Here is a 19,210-nt window from a genome sequence, read left to right as displayed (position 1 = left end):
GCCACGGAGAGGATCACGGCTTTTGCTCCGAGATCGTCGTGTCCGCCAGGAACGACGGGTGCACGCAATCCCAGGTCGCGAGAAGGGCGTCGTCGACGATGTGTCTGGCGAGAGCCTCAGCATCCGGTCCGCTGATGGTCAGCCACGCCCCGTCGTCCGACCAGCCGGCTTCGAACAGCAACTCCGACTGCTCGTTCCAGCACTCCTGGTCGGGGTGCAAGGTCGTTGCGTCGATTGCGGCGGTGTACCCGCCGGTGTCCGACGCGGTCACCACGACCACGCCGTGCGGGCCCTCGGGGTACTCCCACGACTGCGCGACGGTCAGTCGCTGCCCCGGCTGGAGCGCCGCGATCTCCGCGGCCAGCTCGACGACGTAGGTCTCCCACGCCTCGGCCACCATCAGATCCACCGACGGCCGCACGATCCGACAGGCGGTGGGAGTCCCGTCGGGCTCGTCGCCGATGCCGAGAGCGTTGCGCAGCAGGGGAAGACCCTCGTCGAGGAACTCGAACCACCGACTCAGGTACCAGCAAAAGTAGAGGAAGTTGTACCCGTCTGATGGTGCGAACGTCGCGGCGTACAGGTCACCGTCGCGGACCACGAGCGTGATGTGGTCGAACTCCGATCCGAGCAGGCGCGTCAACGTCTCCGCCGACACGTCGAACGGGAGGTCGGCGATGACGCACGCGAAGATGTCGAGCTGCGGCTTCTCCATCGACACCGCGACGGACGTCGGGAAGTCGGCGCCGGGGATGCGAATGATCAGATCCGGGCCGATGGTCGGATTGCCGCCGACGAACCGTGCGAGGTCGTCGCGGACGCGGGCGCGGAGAGCGTCGGGACCGAGTCGGCTGCCCGATGCGACGTCGCCGGTCAGGAACTCCTCGCCGACGTCGGCGATCTCCACGGGATGGTCGAGCATCCAGTGCTTCCGGGCGATCTCGACCACGGTCACGGCGAGGTCGTAGGGGGTGTACCCGCTCTGGGTGATCCGGTCGGACCGGATCTGCGCCATCTCGAGCCGACCGCCGCCCTCCGGTCTCGGTCCGACGAGCCGCAGACCGTTGCGCCGGTGGATCCGCAGCCCGTCGCCCGCGTCGCCCTCGAAGAGGGCGATGAACACGAAGTCCACACCGTCGTTCCGCACGAGGCGGCCGGCGAGCTCCTCGGTGTAGGTGTCCCACGCGGCGTCGGGGAGCGTCAGTTGGTCGGTCATGGTGACCTCTTCTGGTGCTGACGCGGCCCGGTCGTCAGCGGGGTGGATCGGGGCCGTCGGGCCCGCGATCGCCGGCCCGCACTCGGTGGAAGAACCACCGTTCACATGCAGGTTAGGGAGAGGTCCGACAAGCCCGGCGTGCTCAGTCGATAGCCAGGGGAACGAACACGGACAGGCGGTCGTTCAGAAAGTGAAAGACATCCGAGACAGAACAGAGGAGATGAGGCGACGTGCTGTCGAGAGTCGTGAATGTTGTCGAGCAGGTGGCGGATGCCGCGCTGGGGATCGTGGGTGTGCGCGTGCTGACCGAGGAGCCGTCGCACACCACGAAGAAGCTGACCGACACCGTCGAGATCCGTCGTTACGAGCCGCGGATCGCGGCCGAGACCACCGTGGAGGGGTCCGACGAGGAGAAGGCGCGGTCCGACGGGTTCCGACGCCTCGCCGGTTACATCTTCGGAGGCAACCAAGGCAGCCGGCAGGTTGCGATGACCGCGCCGGTCAGCCAAGGGGCCGCGAAGGGCGAGAAGATCGCGATGACCGCGCCGGTGTCGACGTCGAGCGATGAGAACGGCTGGGTCATCCGGTTCTTCATGCCGTCGAAGTGGACGATGGCGACGCTGCCGACGCCGAAGGACGATCGCGTCCGGCTTGTCGAGGTGCCGGAGGAGTCCGTCGCCGCAGTGCGGTTCAGCGGCTCCCGCAGCCCCGAGGCGGTCGCGGCGAAGACAAAGGAGCTGCTCGACGCGCTCGCCGCGAAGGGTGTCGAGACCGCCGGCGAGCCGGTCAGCTGGTTTTACGACCCGCCGTGGACCCTGCCCTTCCGACGCCGCAACGAGGTGGTTGTCCCGATCGCGGCGTAGAAGCCCCGCCTCCTCGCTCAGCGCAGATGGACTGTCGGTGCTCGGCGATAGCCTCAGGTCGTCGAGACGAGGAGGAACGATGACGCGAGATACGGAGCCGGCGGGCACACGCGAGTGGGCGAATATGACGGGATGGGTCGTCGAATCCGTGTCGGACAAGCCGGTGGGCTTCGTCTTCGACCTCGGTCCGCGGGATTACGGCCCGGCCGAGGAGGAGAAAGGCCTCGAGGCCGTCTGCGCGCAGGTGGTTGTTCTCCAGGACGACGTTTTCATGCTCCGCCGCTCGCGGACCGTGCTGCGCCGCCTGAACCTCGGCGACCACTCCGCCGACGATCTGCCGCTTGAAGAATGGCTCGATGGGGATCACTTCGAGGACTGCACCGACGGCTATTTCTTCACCCAGGACGTGGACCTCGTCGCCGACGCGGTGACGTCGTGGTTCCGCGACTGTGGTTTCGTCTCGACTCCCGAGGACCTCGGCTGCAGCTACGAGTTTCCCAGACCTGCTGCTTGCTGATGAGTGACTAATGAACGCCGCAGCCGGGGTCGTGAGGTTCGATTCAGAGGTTAGATGTACCTGATCAATGATTCGAGCTGTTCGTCCCGTATCGACACAACGCTGGGTCCACCTGTGGCGCCTATGCGAATTCCCTCCGAGAGCTTCGGAGGGAGTGGGCCGGTTGAGCCCAAAGGGACCTCCTTGACAGAGCCAACGAGATTGATCTTGAAACGATACGGATAGATGAGACGACCGTCTTGGATTTCGTCCGGCCAAAATAGACTATCCTGCTCCTCCAAGCCGGAGGCGACTTTTGCCAGAAAAATATCGATCTTTCCCGTCATCCAGATCTCCGGCTGAGCGCGCGGCCCGTTGGGGAGACCTTGCGCCCGCGTGCCCATCAGATGCCAGCTAAAGTCCGTTGCATCGTCGGGTCCCAAAGGGGGGCGAGGTAACCCCCAAATCCCGTGTCGAAGGCCCCAGTCGAGATTTCTCTTTGCCGTGGCTGACACGGCGTTGTACGTGGTAAGTACAGCTACCAATGAGCGCGCCCCATCCGTTCGACGGTCTTAAGCGAGACAACGATGTAAAACGTCTCGCGTCTCACGATCACTCTAGTAGACGACGGTGCCGACCATTCCGAGCGTGAATAACACCTCTAAGCGCTGCGGACGAGGCGATGGAACCGTCTGTCTGGAACCTCGACCGTGTTCCTCGAATCGGGATCTTTGTTGGCTTCTCGACAAAGACGAACTGGTCACCGCGTCACATGGGGTCCGGTTCAATAATTGCGCCCTTCCTGTCGTACTTAAACCCTGCGCGGTATACACAAATCTGACCAAACTGAATCGCCATAGTCCGTCGCCCGCGGCGCCGGCGGACAATCGCCGATCCGGCGATCACTCCTGCTGTTCCCGCGGCGTGACCGCAAGTTTTCTCGCTGCCGCCGCAGCGGAGCTGCTCGCCGAGTTCCACGTGATGGGTCGCGACTCCGACCTGTGCGGCGTACGCCTCAATCTGCTCGCGCGTCCCCATCTCACCGGGCCGCACATTTTAGCGCTGGTCAAGCTGGGAGACTGGGACGCGCCACGGAGATCACCTCGTCTACTTGCCGACTACCGGTACGCAGCGCCGTTCGGTAGAGCGGTCCACCCAAGTATCTCGATTGCGGTGGGCTTCGTCGAGAATCAGGACGTCGAGGTCGCCGGTGCCGGCGTCTACGAACTGGTCGAAGTACTTGATCATGGAGTGCACTCGCGTGTCGCGATGGCCCGCAACTTTGCGCAGGATGTGCGTGAGCGAGCGGGGGCTCTTGGCGTACAGCACGGTTCGACCCTGCCGGGACAGCTCACCGAGCAGCGACAGGCGGCCAGGCTTTTCCGCTGCCGAGCGCACCCGTGACCACGACGATGCGCTTCGAATTCGCACGCCGTGCCTGTTCGACGAAGTGCATAACGAGGTCGACTGCGAGTTGCTGGTTGCCGAGCAGGTGAAACTATTCGCGACCGCGTACCTCGTCGGCAGCGAGCTTCAGCAACCGCTGCGAAGGTGCGACAGGGGAGTTGAGGGAGATGTCTGTGCCCGCTCGGCCAGGGCGGGGTGACAGACGTGTTCGCAGGAAGTCGATCACCGCACCGCGCGTGATCCCAGTGAAGAACCGTCCGGTCGTCGACACCGAGTCTGCTGTCAGGCCAGCGACTACAGCGGAGTCTGTGGCGTTGTGAAGGTGGACCATGCCTACGAGCGAGTCGGGCTGACCTTGAGAGCTCGCGCGAAGTCGGCCATATAGTTGCAGTAGCCACGAACCGGAAGCGCAGGATGCAGTTCGGGACCACCAGCCATTCTGGGACCGACACTAGCGCTGGGCTTCTCTCCAATGAGGTTCTTTCCGAGCACTGGTCCAACTCAACGACCACATAGGAGGGCCTCGCCGGCGGTCGGGTGGATCCCAGCGAGACCTACGGCGACTCACTGCGACGTCAGTGCTGGGTGGATCTCAACAAGTGTCTCGACGTCGCCGAGTCCCGCATCGCGCAGGTCGGCGGCCAAAACGGGGAGCGAGCACCGCACGAGTGCTGCTCATCCCACGCCGGTTTGTACCCGCGTTGGTGCAAAATCTGGTCGGGGAGTCGCCCCACCAATGAGTCCAGGTCGCCGATCGCCGCGAAATCGGCGGTGGTCCGCTGCTTAGTCAGTTAGGTGTGCCCATGGCAGCACGAGAATATTTGTGCGGTGGGGACATGTCCGCTGGTGTTTGTTCTCAACGACGTCCGTCGGCCCCCACTGCAACCGGAAGGCCTAATCCGTTTTGTGGGATCAGCGCCGCAAATTCTGTTCCGACCGCCGCTCGAACACGTGCGGTCGTGTCTGCACGCCAGTTAAGGTCGGCCCCAGCATTTAGATCCGATCTATACAACCGAACCCAGTCTAGGATCGGCAATCACCGACACGATAACGAGCGAAAGCAGCGAACACCTTCGGGCAAGGAGAGACTTGAATATTTCGGAGCGACAAGCGCTAATCCTCAACCAACTCGAACTGCTCGTTCGTAGGGGTGACACTGTCGACGAAGCGGGCCGCAAGTTGAAGACCTTGGCGGGTGACCACGCACTGATCGATGGAGTGATCGCCTTACGGAAAGAGATCTCAGACCACACGCGCGTTGTTGCTCAGGGCACGGCCCTGTATGACCCAGAAGACGGAGCTGACCCTTGGTACACTGGACCATCGGCAGAAGATGTTTTCTGGCCAAAGCTGAAGACTGCGCTGCTCGCGGATTCGAGCTGGAAAAACGCCGTCCCCGATCTAGATGAGGCGTCAACTGATATCGTTGGCCTTCTCGCCGATCCCCACAGTGAACAGATCAAGACACGCGGCCTCGTGCTTGGGTTTGTTCAGTCGGGAAAAACTGCGAATTTCACTGCCACCATCGCGAAGGCCGCAGATGCCGGCTATCGCCTGTTCATAGTGCTTTCAGGCGTCCACAATGCTCTGAGGAGACAGACGCAGCTTCGGTTAGAGCAGCAGCTAAGCGCGCAACACCCTACGCAGTGGCTGCAACTTACGGACGAATACAGAGACTTCGGTAATCCTGTCCGGGCGCTTCCGCTGGTTGCGGGGACGGATCTACGACTCATCGCCGTCGTGAAAAAGAATGTTTCCCGTATGACGCGGCTGCGGGATTGGTTGAACGAGGCCAACAAGCATGGCGGCCTGGATACGTGCCCAGTTCTAATCATAGACGACGAATCAGATCAAGCCAGCATAAATACGGCCAAGAATGCCGAGCTAGATCGCACTAGGATTAACCAATTGCTAGTCGACCTTCTGAGGCTTCCGCGAGTCGCCTACTTGGGATACACCGCAACACCATTTGCGAACGTGCTCGTCAATCCCAATGATGCCGGGGACATCTACCCCCGTTCTTTCATCTACTCTTTGAGAAAACCGGACACCTACTTCGGCGCTCGAGAACTCTTTGGTGCTCTGGTAAGTGAAGATGAGCAAACTTCAGAGCAAGCGCCCCACGATATGATTCGGATCATATCTTCGGAGGAAGCCGCCCAACATTCACCTAAACAACTGCAACAGCAAGGTGCAGTCGTCACGAGCGGATTGGCTGACGCTATAAGGTGGTTCGTGCTTGCCTCCGCCGCGCGGCGTGTGAGGGGGCAAACCAGCAAGCATTCGAGCATGTTGGTGCACACAACTATGCGTGTTCAATTTCAACAAAGCTATCTGTCGCCAATTAAAGAATTTATCAGATCTCTAGACCTAAAGCGCGAGCAAGTCCGCGGCGCTCTCAAGACCCTTTGGGACCACGAGATGGTCAAGGAACCTCCGTCTAAGCACAATTTGACGGCAATCGATTTTACTGCGTTGGAGCCTGAACTCGCGATCGTGCTGAACAACGTAAAGGTCGTTGCAGATAATAGTGCGTCTACCGACCGTCTTATCTACGGTGATGACCCCGCGACTGTTATAGCAGTCGGGGGAAACACCTTGTCTCGTGGACTTACTCTTGAGGGTCTAGTGTCGTCCTACTTTTTGAGGTCGTCGAACACATACGATTCCCTACTGCAAATGGGGCGATGGTTTGGATATCGACCCGGCTACAGCGATTTACCACGGATCTGGACTACAGCGCAACTTGCGGAAGACTTCGAGTTCCTAGCTGACGTCGAGGATGGGTTACGAACTGAAATTAGTCGGTACCGTCTCACTGACGGATCTACGCCGGCCAATCTTCCCGTGAGAATATTGCTCCATCCGAAGATGCATGTTACTGCAAAAGTCAAGATGCAGTTTGCGGTGACGGGTGATACCTCATTTAGTGGGCAACACCCCCAGACTACTTACTTTTCGCATCTCGATGAAACAATCCTGTCGCAAAACCTCAACGCAGTTAAGCACCTTATTATCAGCATAATGGACAAAATCGCTCAGGACATATCGCGCTCTGATAACGACAGTCTGACAATATTTGAGGGAGTTTCGAATCATCAAATCTTGAGTTTTATCGAACATTATAGTTTCCATTCCTCCAGTGAGATGAATTCCGAAAAGCTGACAACTTACATCAAAAAACAAAATAAAGCCAATTCGCTCTTAGTTTGGAATGTGGTGATAATGGGAAGGAAAAGCGCCAAACGATCAATAGATTTAGGAATCGGCAAAAAAGTGCCGTTAATGACTCGGTCAAAATTAAAAAGGAGCGAGGCTGGCGTCGCGAATATCGGCACGTTGATGTCTAGGCCCGACCGAGTAATAGACATCATGACGACAGAGCAGGTAAGAGACGAGATTAGCGACAGTGGTCTGCTAAAGGCCAGAAACGCGAGTCAACGCGCATCGCTGATCATATACCCCATAGATAAGGACTCGCAGCCGAAGGCAGACGCCGGCCTTCGAGTCGCGTTGGACGCAAAGCGTGACCTAATGGGAGTCGCGTTCTCGTTTCCAGAGGCTGATCCGTCCACAGAGGACCAGCCTTCAGTGCATGTGGATCTCACCGAGATCGACACTGAAACTGAGGATTTCGTCGAGGACTACACCGATAACGAAGGAAGTCGCGATGACATCGATCTGGGGGTCGAGTAGTGGGGTCTGATCCGTTCGAATCCATCTGGAAAGTCCAAGAGACCGACTCTGCTGGTTTGGGCTTGTCGGTGAATGACAGTGGCTTTCGCGTCCGCGCGGGGACTATTCTCCTTGGTTTAGACTCGGCGGGAGCGAGGCATCTGCTCATACCCTTAGCGCCGGGCGAGTCTTGTCCTGCAAGTGAACGTGGTGAGGCACTGGAAGTTTCAAGAATAAAAGTCGATGGGGCCGAATACTTATCGATTGCTTGCTTAGACGAAAATCTAAGACCGATCTTTTCGCAATTTTCGCAAGATGTTGTCGAATCTATCGAGCAGTCGACATCTCCGGCGAGTGCCGCTTATCGAGTGTTTCTCAAATGGAAGTCGATGTTCTTGGAAGCGATGAGCCGTGTGCCGCTTTCTGACGGCGCGCTAGCCGGCCTCATTGGCGAATTACTGACTCTTGAGAAAATTTTGAACGCCGGAGGCCATCGATCAATTGATTATTGGACTGGGCCCGTTGGGAGTCAGCACGACTTCCGCACTAAACTTTTTGCGATAGAAGTGAAGGCATCGTTGTCTCGGAGCGGTCGACGTGTTCAAATATCAAGCATCGACCAACTCGACTCCGACGATCAAGTTTCCCTGTGGCTAAACTTCCACAGGATGTCGCGGGACCCCGCAGGTGAAAATCTTGCTCAGCACCTAGAGCGCGTTCTGAACGCAGGTGCAGACACGGCGTCGCTCACTCGGAAATTGTCCAATCTCGGACTAGACGGCACTAAAATCAATATTTACGACAAGGACCGGTTCAAGTTGCTCGAGTCTAACTTGTACTTGGTTGACCAAAACTTTCCACGCATCGTCCGGTCAAGTTTCAAGTCAGGAAGACTACCGGCCGGGATTGTACGAATGTCTTATGATATCGAGCTCGCCACCGAGCCTCCAACTGCTCTTAGCGCGAACTCGATTTCTGCTGTCTTCGATGAGTTTGCGAAGGATTCATGATGGAATGGGTACCTGAACGATATCCGAGTGCCGGCGCGCTTGCTGGATCAGGATTCCGTAAGCTACTTGGACGCCCATCGATGGATCCGCTAACCGTGCTGGTAAGAGAGACGGCACAGAATAGTTGGGATGCTCGGCTGCCCGGAGTTGGAGAAGTGCAATTCGATATCGAAGGTTGGGACCTAGAAGCGGGCGAGATTGCGGCGCTTCGATCAGATGTCTTTACAAAATACAGCAAGGCATCGGGCCTTTCGATCGACCAGCTGCTGAGTCGCCACGAAGTTTTTGGAATCTATATCACGGATCGCGGTACACGAGGGCTAGGCGGTCCTTTGGAGGCGGATACCGAGTCACCTGACGATTGCTACGACTGGGTAAATTTTCTTTTGAACGTGGGCAAGGCCCGCTCAAGCACTCAGTCTTTATCTGGGGGTACTTACGGATTCGGAAAGACCATTTCATATCTGGTTTCGTCGGTCAACGCAATCGTCGTGTACACACGGACGCGGTTTAATGGGCGGCCAGTTTCGCGTTTGATCGCCAGCGCTGTCGGCGACGAGTTCAGTTACTCGCGGCACCTTTACACCGGCCGTCATTGGTGGGGGGACAAGGTCGCGAATAGCGCCGGAAGCCCCCATCCAGTGATGGGTCGAGAAGCCGACCGCCTCGCGGCGCGAATCGGGATGCGTCAATTTGGTTATGAGGAGTACGGCACGTCGATTCTCATACTCGCCCCAAATTTCGATGGTAGGACTGATTCAGAGGCAATGCAATTTATCGCGGAATCAGCGCTTTGGCATCTATGGCCGAAAATGGTGGCGTTACCCAATGACTCTTGCGGAATGGCAATTTCAGTATCCTACAATGGATTAAATATTGCAATACCAAGCCCTTCTGAACGGCCACCGCTACAAGCATTCGTCGACGCTTATAGAGCGGTAAACGACCCAGAGGGATTTACCCCACCCCTAGGCGCGACGGTTGAATTGATCCGCTGCAAACGGCCAAAAGCCGAAGTGGGCCATCTCGCTGTCGTTCCTACGGTGTGGCGACCTCGCGCAGATGTGTCTGATGGGGCTGACTCGGCCGACACGGATGGCATGTTGCCGGCATCACCCTTTCCGCGGGCGGCCCACCACATAGCGCTCCTTCGCTCTCCGCGACTCGTCGTTTGCTACATGGAGGGTCCGGCGCCGGTCGAAGGAGGTACTGAGTGGGGTGGTGTGTTTCAGGTTAACGACAAGTATGATCACCTGTTCGCAAACTCCGAGCCTCCAACGCATGATGCGTGGAACGTAGGACTGCTCGAGAAGGGCCCAGGCAAGACCACGGTGAATGTGTCGTTGCGCGAGGTCTATAGAATCGTCGACGCGTTGTGGAGAGGCGCGCCTGTTGACGAGCGAAGAAGTACAGACGGTGTCGCGCGAGTGGCCGACGAATTGGGACATTTAGTTTCATCAGTGGCGGCTGCCGGAAAGGGGCAAGCGGAATCGGCTGGATCCCGCGGTGGCGCGTCAGGCCATTCTGGCTCGCGTGTAGACATCGTTTGGGCTCGTCCGATCGTGCTAGGCGAGGCCGGTGAAGAGCGGGCAGGTACAGCCGCACGAGTGCGTGTCTCGACAGCAAGTTCAAGCCAAGGGGTATTGCTTTCCGTGAATATCGGGTCCGCCCTCGACGGTAAGGAGATTGATAGTGATCTGGATCCGGCTCTCGAGCTACTCGAATTTCGGTCGGATTCTGCAGGAGAACCGCATCGATTAGACCGGTCGAAGTACGAGGTTGAGTTAGCATCTGGTGTTAGTGAGATAGAGTTGGTCGTAGCGCGCTCCGACGACACAACGGTGATGTTCGATCTCGGGGTACAGGAGTTATGAGGTGAGGGTTTCCGTTCCGCCTTTCCTTACCCTCGCTCCGAGTTCAGTCGCGCACGGACCGTGGTTGCGCGAGGATGCAAGTGGCTATTCAATATTTCCCCCCGATGTTGAGCACTGGGACTACCAGACCAGCCTAAAGTTGAGTTCCACTATTTCGTTAGAGAAGGACGCTCTAACCCGCGACTGTGGACTCGACCGAGGCGCGACCCTCGCTGCGATTGTCCTGGCGCAGTCCAGTCAGACAAAGACGGAGAGAGTGGTTGCTCGGACAGTGCTCAGCGAAGGACATCGCGACGAGAAGTTTGAGTTTCGTTTAAGTGGTGACGAGATTGGCGGCCGATTAACGCTGGAGACCGTAATTGCAATTCTGGATGCGAAATCAACCAGCGCTGTTGCTCCGGTGGCAAAGGGATCTGTAATTTGGCGCTCGAAGTCGCAGCACTTATTGGAGGGAATTGGAAGTCAGTTTCCGACTGAAGCGCTGGATTTTGCCAATTTGTCAGGTTCGGTGGCCGATGCTGGGTGGCTTCTTGAGGTGGACGCTTCGGACTTCGACGCACCGTTCATGTCTTCGGTCCGACTTTTTTTGAACACGGGTAGTCCAGCAATAAAGAAAATGATTTCGGGTTCAGGTGATTCAAGTTCGCAGCAGCTGCTTCGGCTGATAGATTGGGACGTATCTAGGCAACTCGTAGACATTGGTCTTCTGAGCGCGGAAGTTGAGGCATTAGACGTTGATGGTACTGCCGATTCGCTTGCAGGAGTTTTACGAAACATAATAGGTGCGATCTGGCCATTGGAGAGCATGTCATCGCTACGTCGGTGGAGAACTCAGGATAAGGGGCGCATTGAGTCCCGGTTACAGAGCCACTACAAGGTAGGCCGCGAGTGAGCTCGTTTGTCTACCCGCGGCTTGATCCTGCGGCCGCCCGGGCATTGCTAATCGAGCGTGCGCCTCTTGAATCGTCCCAGCTTTTTGCGCTTTCGGAATTGAAACACAATCGCGCATCTCCTTCCGCAACCGGCGGCCAAGTGGTGCCCGAACGGAAACTCGCAAGCGTCAGAGATGCGATCCGCGAGGCGGCGGAGAACGCGGGTTACCCGAGGCCGCTCGCTCGGGGACAGGCGCAAACTTTTGACCGCCCTTGTGGCAGCGAATTACTTCGAATAATGAATATTGTTCCTGCCGACGCGGCGAGCGTTGGGGTCTGGTCGTTTCTGACGCTAGTAGTGGTTCCAGAAATCGGGTCTTGGCGCTTTCCTGGTGCGCCGGAATCCCGAATGCTTGGAAAGCCGAGGAATGTGCTTCGGCGTTTGTGGTGGCGTGCTTGGGCCTTAGGCCCAGATCTAGACGCAGCCCCAGATGGATGTGCGCCGCTGGGTGAAGACGAGTTCGTCCAGATTATGGAGCGGACGACCTTGGGTGGGAATATCCGCACCGCGCGTGCGATTCAGAATGCGTTGTGGCGTGCGGAATTGAACGGTCTAGACGTGGCACGATCAGAACTGATGCGGCAGCTGGCAAGACGCGTGCGCGGTCAACGCTCGCATCTGGCACTCGATGTGCTTGATGGCGCCGAACTGGACCTACTGCTCGACCATCTCGTCGCCACCGGCGTCGCCGCCCTCCGTGGGGGCTGAGACCCTAACTTCACCGTGGTGGAGGTAGCGGTTCGCGCGGCGAGGGGGTCGGCGTGTGGCTCACGGCGACTGTCGGTGTGGGGTGCTTAACTTGGTCGCAGGCAGATTCGAAGACGATTGGACTCAACAGTGCCGCAGAACATTATCAGCGCCACGCCTTCAGCAGCACGTCTCACACAGTCGTTGCGCGACATCGGGTACGACTTTGTTGGCGCGGTTGCCGACCTTATCGATAACAGCATTGCAGCGTCATCGACCGAGGTGAGCGTTGAGATCGAGTTCGCGGGAACTGATTCTGCTGTCTACGTAGTCGACAACGGCTGTGGTCTCACCGCCGTCGAGGCTACTGAGGCGCTGAGGTTTGGGACTCGGCGGAGCTATGCCCTTGGTGATCTGGGCCGGTACGGGTTGGGACTCAAGACTGCTTCCCTGTCGCAGGGCAGGTGCCTCACCCTCGTGTCGCGGTCGTCAGAGCGTAGGCGTGTTGTACGAAGGACGTTGGACCTCGACCTAATCGGACGGTGGGACGACTGGGTTATCGTGGAGAATCCACGAGACCGCCACTCAGAGCGGGCCGAATCTATGCTCGGTGGCGACGCAGGCACCGTCGTAATTTGGCAGAAATTGGATCGCGTTCTGCCGGCGTCAGGTGCGGATGGCGGGTGGGCAAAGCGCCGATTCGAAACTCTTATCGTAAAGACACGGCAGCACCTTGCGATGGTGTTCCACCGCTTCCTTTCAGGAGAAAATCTCGCGCCCCGAGTGTCGATCTCGGTCAACGGCGAGAAGCTTATGCCATGGGATCCTTACGTACGCGACGAGCCGGCAACACAGCAGCTGGATCCCTTAGAGTTCGAGCTTTCGCATCACACAGGCGTTTCGAAGGTCCAACTAGGTCGTTACATTCTTCCTGGGAAGCGCACCTTCAGTAGTCCGGATGCATTTGACGATGCCGCGGGGCCGTTGAATTGGAATCGCCAGCAGGGCCTGTACATTTATCGGGAAAATCGTCTAGTGCAGTGGGGCAGCTGGGGTGGAACTCGGGGTATCGACGAACATACTAAACTCGCACGTGCCAGTATTGACTTTGATAACGATCTTGACGAGATTTTCAATATCAATGTAGCTAAAATGCGGGTAGCTATTCCTGGTCAGCTCAAGCAGATGTTGGAGCGACCTATAAGTGAGCTCTGCATACTTGCCGATCGCACATATCGTCGGCAGGACCATAACGACGACCCGTCCGAAGATCGCAGTGAGTCGAAGGGCGGTAGCAGTTCTAACGCTGAAGTTGGGTTGGCACTAAAGTCTGCGGCTATCCAGAGCGGTCACTACGAGACGCTGAAGAAAATCGTCGAAGTAATGCGTGAGCAAAACCCAGAAATGGCTGCTGGATTGGGATTTATGTAGCTTAACTGGCAGCGGCCGCACATCGCGCCCTGAGCGGACAGCGCGAACAGCTGGGAGTCTCGACCGTGCAGATGTCTGCGGCTAACTGGACAAGCTTGAGATGCGCTATTCGCGAATCGGGTCCGAGGCCGATCATCCTAGCGACCGCTAATCGCCCGTCCGTTTGCCGGTTTCGCTTGTCAACATCATTTCCCTGGAAGCGACTCGCGACGCGAAGGACGCCTTTTGTGACCAAAACTGGTTCTTCACTCTTTGTGTCCCGCTCCGCAGTCGGCGCTGCCAGCTCTAAGAAGTCGGCTAAAGCTATCGACACTGCGGGCAGTACGGTGCGATCAATGGTTGGCTGCCAGAGGGCTTCTGGATGCTTTTTCATTTGATCGATCAAATTCTTCAGAATCTCTGTTCTGGCTGTTCGACCAACGCCGGACATCAGATCCACCAACAGGGCAGTGTCTGCATCTGTAGGCAAGCCACCTCTGTTGATAGTAGGTTGCATCTCGACGACTGGCCACACTGATCTAATGACCGTAGACGGTGCTCGATCTAAGAGAAGCTCCGCAACCGTGATTTTCCATCGGTCCCCACATGCTATCCACGGCACCAAAGTTTCGGTGGGTGGAACACCAGCCCACTTGGCTAGCGACGCTGCAGTCAGACGAGTAGAAAGTTTTGCTTTGCGGCCGTCAGCCAGTGCTGAGCGAATAGCGCGCCCGAAAACCTCTCCAATGATCGGCGGTACCGCGTTTCCGATCTGCTTGAACGCGGCGGATGGGGGCCCTGCGAACCTGAACTCGTCTGGGAAAGACTGAACTCTTGCGGCCTCACGTACGGTTAGTGTGCGCGGCTGCCGCGGGTGAATGTACCAATAGCCGTCCTTGGCTATGTGTGCTGTAATCGTCCGGCACAGATCGTTCTCGTCTAGACGCTTGTACTTGTCGTCAAAAATATCCCTGCGGTAGCGCTGATGCTCAGGCGCCAGATCCGTGTACTTTGTCTTATGCGTCATTGACTCGAATGCAGCTCGGTCATCTTCCCGCACGGGGCGCGTTATGTGATCGAATACTTTACCTGAGTCGCCGGCATCTACTCCGCATCGCATCATACTCTGGTATTGAGTGCTCGGTCCGTTGTACTCAGTCCATCCAGCTGCGCCGCCCGGCGGTCTCCAGCCACCTTCTACGGGAGGCAGATCTCCAATCGCATTCCACAACGTCACGCGCTGGGGCGATTCAGATGGCCAATTGAACTGCTTGTTTCCGCGGAGGGCGACGATGATAAGCCGCTGACGCATCTGAGGTACTCCATAACGCCACGTCTCCACGACTTGGGCGCTTACCGAGTAACCCTCTTGCTCGAGCTCTTCCACGATACTTCTGAAGATGAACATTTCACGGTCCAGCGCCATATCGGGAACATTCTCCATGATAACGGCGGGCGGTTTAGAGAGCTGCACTACCTCGAGAAATGAGCGCCACAGGTCCCGTCGCTCGTCATGTGGATCGCGAACACCAGACTGGACGCGGTGACGAATCATCGATCTACCAGCTTTCGAGAACGGCTGGCATGGTGGGCCGCCCGCAAGCAGCTCGATCTTGTTCTTTCGGATTGTCGCAGCGACGTCTTCGATCACGTCAGGGTCCGCTAGGTCCCACTCAAGGGACCGACCCGCGAAGTGGTGATGATGGGTCTCGACGGCGAAGTTGTAGTGGTCTACGCCGAGCACGACCTTGTAGCCGACGCGCTCTAGGCCGAGACTGATTCCGCCGGCGCCGGCGAACAGATCGGCGGCGAGTGGGGTATCCCGGGACCTCAACGACCGGCAAAGCTTGCTGAGGGATGCGTCGTCCTCGGTGGCGATCGAATTCGGCGGCAGGACGACAAAAGGGCCTCTGACCTGCTTCACGCCGTAGTGCGGTTCGCTGTTGGGCGTCTCCGTGCGAGCCATGTTTACAAGCCTAGGATAGAGGTCTGACATGGCCGCGCCCGGCGCGCCCGGAAGTGCAGAGGTGATCAATGCGTGCTAACGAGCCACTTGTGCCGCCAACCGATGTGGTGCGGCGTCAGATGAGTTCCCAGAAGACGTCCGGAACATCGATTGAGGTCGAGGTTAGGCGGCGCTTACACGCGATGGGCTTCCGGTTTCGAGTCGACCAGAAGCTGCTGTCGGACCACCGTTTTAGAGGCGATTTGTCTTGGCGAGGGCGCCGCCTCGTCGTCTTCTTGGACGGTTGTTTCTGGCACGGCTGTCCGTCTCACGGCAACTTGCCCAAGCGAAACTCTGATTGGTGGCGTAGGAAATTCGACGCCAATCGAGAGCGGGATCGGAAAGTCGATTCGCTCCTTGCGGAGCGTGGGTGGACGGTGTTGCGCTTCTGGGAGCACGAGTCGGCGGATGAAATTGTAGGAGCCATCGTGCCGTATCTGCGCAGGGAAGGTTCATCTTAGGAAGCGTCGACCCACTAGATTACTAATCGAGATCGGGAATCTATCGCTTTTGCGAACTGGTTTGAATCGGGCCAACCGTTCGGACCTATCGACGGGACGTTTATCAAGACTGCGTCGGTTAGTTCGGTGGGGGTCGAAATGCTCGAAATGGCCCTCTTTGCGAGTGATTCGACGTCGTTATCGGGATTGACTTTGCCACCGTATCCTGCAGACGGCCGCAGACGAACGCTCGGAAGGTGCTGTCCCAGACGAATCGCATGAGCAGCGCTTGGAGAAAGGTCTAGGCGAGGCGGACGACATCCCCAAGGTCTCCGCCGCGACGGCGAGCGGGGTCGAGGTGGGTGCGCGGGTACGCGGGTCCCGCCGTGGACATCGCAAACGGCGCTCGACGACGTCTACTTGCGCGCCCACCTTGGAAGACAAGTGCGTCGAGGGGGTTGCGGGAGTGTCTGGTCTTGCGGCCGGCGCAGCGGGGGCTAGCTAGGGGCACTAGCTGGTTCAGCAGGCGGCCCTTGGGGGACGGGTGGTGGTGCGGCGGTCGGCAGCTTGGTCCTTGGATGGACCGGCTCCGAACTGGGTGAGAAGCTGGGGGACGTCCTGTGCCGGTGAGCGAACGGCTACCCGAGCCAATCGGATACGCGGGGGCGCGTACTCCCATGACGCCGTTGCTCATCACCGCCCTCGCGGTGGGTGCTGCCTGCGGCATCTTCTTCGCCTTGTTGAGTGCCCGCGCCGTGGTGGAAGGTCGCTGGCCATACCTGCTGGTGTACGTCCCAGGCGCGGTTGTGTTCGCAATTCCCGCAATTGCGCAGTTCACTCGAGGAGAGAGGGACTGCAGCGCGCTCCGAGAATTCGTCGCCGAGCGTGGAGGTGGGCAGATCCGGATCCAGCGCGACCTCCGATCCACGCTCCGGACAGTCGGTTTCTTGTTGCTGTTGACCGTGGGATGTTGGGCATTCTCCGTCGGGGTCTGGACGGACACTCTCGTATTCGATCTGTCGGGTCGGCGGGGTCACGCGATCCCCGCAGTGACCGTGGTGATCGGCCTGATCGCGGTGTCGATGGTCGTTGCGATCCTGGTTCGCGGTACGAGCGGATGGCTCGCGCTCAGTCCAGCAGGTATCGACTCCATGGAGCTGGGTCTGACTCGTCACCGGATTCCGTGGGATGACATCGACGAACTCACTCTTACACCGCAGCAACGGAAAAAGCGGCAACAGGTCTACTTTCCGGACCGTTTGTGGCTGATTCGTTCTGGTGTAGGCAAGCGACCCCTTTCGCTGTCCATCAACTGGCCGATGGGCAACCGCGCAGCGTTCTGGCTCATCCACTTTTATCTGACGCATCCGGAATTCCGCGACGAACTCGCCGACGACCGAGTCGTCGACCGAATCGCAGCCGGTCGAATCCTCGACGAAGTGGCCTGACAAACCGTACGGCCGTGCCAGGGTGGTGGGATGGCGCAGACGATCCCCGCCGAGCCGCGTTTTGCGAACTCCGCAGAGAAGAAGGTCTACCAGTGCCTGGTCGACCAGTTCGTCGGCGATGACCTGATCGTCGTCGGGCAGCGGGTCACCGATCACGACAAGGATCACGAGATCGACTTCGTCGTCGCAATCGACGGCGTCGGGATCGTGTGTCTCGAGGTGAAGGCCGGCGAGATCACCCACGACGGTGCCGATTGGTGGCAGGGGAGGGACGACGGCCGGCATCGGATCGACCCCGTGGCACAGGTTCTCGGTGCGTGCTACGCGCTGCGGAGTTTCGTCGAGGCCGACCCGCGATGGACGCAAGGCCGTGTGCGCTGGACCCACATGGTGGTCTTCCCGCACACGTCGATCGCGGCGGACTTCGCTTTGCCCGATTGCCCGCGGTGGAAGGTGATCGACCGAGATCAGCTCGACCAGTTCTTCTCGCTGCTGCGTGCTGCGCTCATCGATCGCGGCTCCAATGAGCTGTTCATCGGCTCGAAGGGGATCGAGGAACTGCAGCTCGCGCTGGGCGGTCGTGGCCTCCCGCAACACGACGTCGTCGCGCGTGCGCAGGAGAACGAGGACAGTGCCGACATCCTCTCGGAGCAGCAGGTCATGATCTTGCATGCCGCGTCCCTTCTGCCGCGCGTCGAGGTCCGCGGTGGTGCGGGTAGTGGCAAGACGTTCTTGGCGATGGAGAAGGCGCGGCGGATGGGTCGCGACGGCAAACGCGTCGCGCTGGTCTGCTACTCGCACGGCCTCGCGTCGTTCCTGCGTCGGACGACCGACCGCTGGTCTCGCCGTGAGCAACCCGCGTACGTGGGGGAGTTTCATGAGCTCGGCAAACAATGGGGTGCGCCGGCCGGACCGGACGAGGGTGTTCGCAACGCCGGCACAGTTCGGTTCTGGGAGCACGAGTTGCCGGCGGTCATGGCAGGCCTCGCCGAGGAGCTCCCGCCAGGGAAGCGTTTCGACGCGATCGTCGTCGACGAGGCACAGGACTTCGCCGACGACTGGTGGACCCCGTTGTTGGCGTGCCTGCGTGATCCCGAGAATGGCGGTGTGTACGTGTTCAGCGATGAGGGCCAGCGCGTCTTCGACCGGCAGGGATCGCCGCCGGTTCCGCTGGTGCCGTTGATCCTCGACGCGAACATCCGCAACACGCGTCAGATCGCGAAGGCGTTCACACCGCTGGTCGGCCAGCGGATGCGCATGCACGGTGGTGATGGCCCGGCGGTCCGCTTCATCTCTTGCAGTCCGCACGATGCGGTCGAGGCAGCCGATGGCCAAGTCGAGCTGTTGATCGACGAGGGATGGCGCTACGAGGACATCGCGCTCCTCACCACGGGCAGTCGACATCCCGTTCAGGCCGAGAGGCAGGCCGAGGGCAACGTGGCCTACTGGGACACGTTCTGGGACGGGGACGACATCTTTTTCGGGCACGTCCTGGGTTTCAAGGGTCTCGAGCGTAACGTCGTCGTGCTGGCCATGAATCAGACTGCGGCACATGATCGCTCCAAAGAGCGGCTGTACGTCGGCTTGTCCCGCGCACGAGAACAACTCGTCGTCTGCGGTGATCCTGCTTTCGTTCTCGAGGTCGGTGGGCCGGAGTTGGCGCGCCGCCTCGGACTCAACTGACCACTGGAGGGACCGGCCTTCGGTGTCTGCGTCCGACCTGTTCAGGCCTGGCCAGCGGTGGTC

At 58.9% G+C, this 19,210-nt stretch carries 14 protein-coding genes; 12 read left to right on the top strand and 2 right to left on the bottom strand.

What is annotated here, in order from left to right:
- Window positions 1-13 precede the first annotated feature (13 nt).
- Window positions 14-1,216 (bottom strand): TY-Chap domain-containing protein, encoded by a 1,203-nt coding sequence (locus tag LX12_RS09970; RefSeq protein ID WP_253654369.1) that lies wholly within the window; start codon window positions 1,214-1,216, stop codon window positions 14-16.
- A 245-nt stretch (window positions 1,217-1,461) separates the two neighbouring features.
- Between LX12_RS09970 and LX12_RS09965 the strand changes: the two genes are divergently transcribed.
- The 9 genes from LX12_RS09965 (at window position 1,462) to LX12_RS09925 (ending at window position 13,592) form a co-directional block, all read left to right on the top strand.
- Window positions 1,462-2,079, top strand: coding sequence for an SOUL family heme-binding protein (locus LX12_RS09965; protein ID WP_253654368.1), 618 nt, complete (start codon window positions 1,462-1,464; stop codon window positions 2,077-2,079).
- 79 nt (window positions 2,080-2,158) lie between these two features.
- The gene (locus LX12_RS09960; protein ID WP_253654367.1) at window positions 2,159-2,596 is read left to right on the top strand and encodes a hypothetical protein; all 438 of its coding nucleotides are present in this window, start codon (window positions 2,159-2,161) and stop codon (window positions 2,594-2,596) included.
- A 903-nt stretch (window positions 2,597-3,499) separates the two neighbouring features.
- The gene (locus LX12_RS22215; RefSeq protein WP_308213994.1) at window positions 3,500-3,979 is read left to right on the top strand and encodes a hypothetical protein; all 480 of its coding nucleotides are present in this window, start codon (window positions 3,500-3,502) and stop codon (window positions 3,977-3,979) included.
- A gap of 1,092 nt (window positions 3,980-5,071) precedes the next feature.
- Window positions 5,072-7,678, top strand: a complete 2,607-nt coding sequence (locus LX12_RS09950) for a Z1 domain-containing protein (RefSeq protein WP_253654366.1) — start codon at window positions 5,072-5,074, stop codon at window positions 7,676-7,678.
- A complete protein-coding gene (locus tag LX12_RS09945; protein ID WP_253654365.1) occupies window positions 7,678-8,667 on the top strand; it encodes a PD-(D/E)XK motif protein in 990 nt (329 codons plus the stop codon). The genes LX12_RS09950 and LX12_RS09945 overlap by 1 nt, the downstream gene beginning before the upstream one ends.
- Before the next feature lie 80 nt (window positions 8,668-8,747).
- Window positions 8,748-10,541 (top strand): hypothetical protein, encoded by a 1,794-nt coding sequence (locus LX12_RS09940; RefSeq protein ID WP_253654364.1) that lies wholly within the window; start codon window positions 8,748-8,750, stop codon window positions 10,539-10,541.
- Window positions 10,542-10,605: 64 nt separating this feature from the next.
- Entirely contained in the window at window positions 10,606-11,433 is an 828-nt protein-coding gene (locus tag LX12_RS09935; RefSeq protein ID WP_253654363.1) for a hypothetical protein, read from the top strand.
- Window positions 11,430-12,182, top strand: a complete 753-nt coding sequence (locus LX12_RS09930; protein WP_253654362.1) for a DUF6339 family protein — start codon at window positions 11,430-11,432, stop codon at window positions 12,180-12,182. The genes LX12_RS09935 and LX12_RS09930 overlap by 4 nt, the downstream gene beginning before the upstream one ends.
- A gap of 129 nt (window positions 12,183-12,311) precedes the next feature.
- Window positions 12,312-13,592, top strand: coding sequence for an ATP-binding protein (locus LX12_RS09925; RefSeq protein ID WP_253654361.1), 1,281 nt, complete (start codon window positions 12,312-12,314; stop codon window positions 13,590-13,592).
- Window position 13,593: 1 nt separating this feature from the next.
- Here the strand turns inward: LX12_RS09925 and LX12_RS09920 are convergent, their stop codons facing one another.
- Window positions 13,594-15,537, bottom strand: coding sequence for a DNA cytosine methyltransferase (locus LX12_RS09920; protein WP_253654360.1), 1,944 nt, complete (start codon window positions 15,535-15,537; stop codon window positions 13,594-13,596).
- A 68-nt stretch (window positions 15,538-15,605) separates the two neighbouring features.
- Here LX12_RS09920 and LX12_RS09915 point away from each other — a divergent pair, with 68 nt between their 5' ends.
- The 3 genes from LX12_RS09915 (at window position 15,606) to LX12_RS09905 (ending at window position 19,147) form a co-directional block, all read left to right on the top strand.
- Window positions 15,606-16,037 carry a very short patch repair endonuclease gene (locus tag LX12_RS09915; protein WP_308213993.1) on the top strand — a complete coding sequence of 144 codons (432 nt, stop codon included), beginning with the start codon at window positions 15,606-15,608 and terminating at the stop codon, window positions 16,035-16,037.
- 656 nt (window positions 16,038-16,693) lie between these two features.
- Window positions 16,694-17,464, top strand: a complete 771-nt coding sequence (locus tag LX12_RS09910) for a hypothetical protein (protein ID WP_253654358.1) — start codon at window positions 16,694-16,696, stop codon at window positions 17,462-17,464.
- A 30-nt stretch (window positions 17,465-17,494) separates the two neighbouring features.
- Window positions 17,495-19,147 carry a nuclease-related domain-containing DEAD/DEAH box helicase gene (locus LX12_RS09905; RefSeq protein ID WP_253654357.1) on the top strand — a complete coding sequence of 551 codons (1,653 nt, stop codon included), beginning with the start codon at window positions 17,495-17,497 and terminating at the stop codon, window positions 19,145-19,147.
- The last annotated feature ends 63 nt before the right edge of the window (window positions 19,148-19,210 follow it).

Origin of the sequence: Williamsia serinedens (assembly GCF_024171725.1) — a bacterium.
Taxonomy (GTDB): Bacteria; Actinomycetota; Actinomycetes; order Mycobacteriales; family Mycobacteriaceae; genus Williamsia_A; species Williamsia_A serinedens.
The sequence above is the reverse complement of the archived record's forward strand: the minus strand, read 5'-3'. Positions and strand labels throughout refer to the sequence as shown.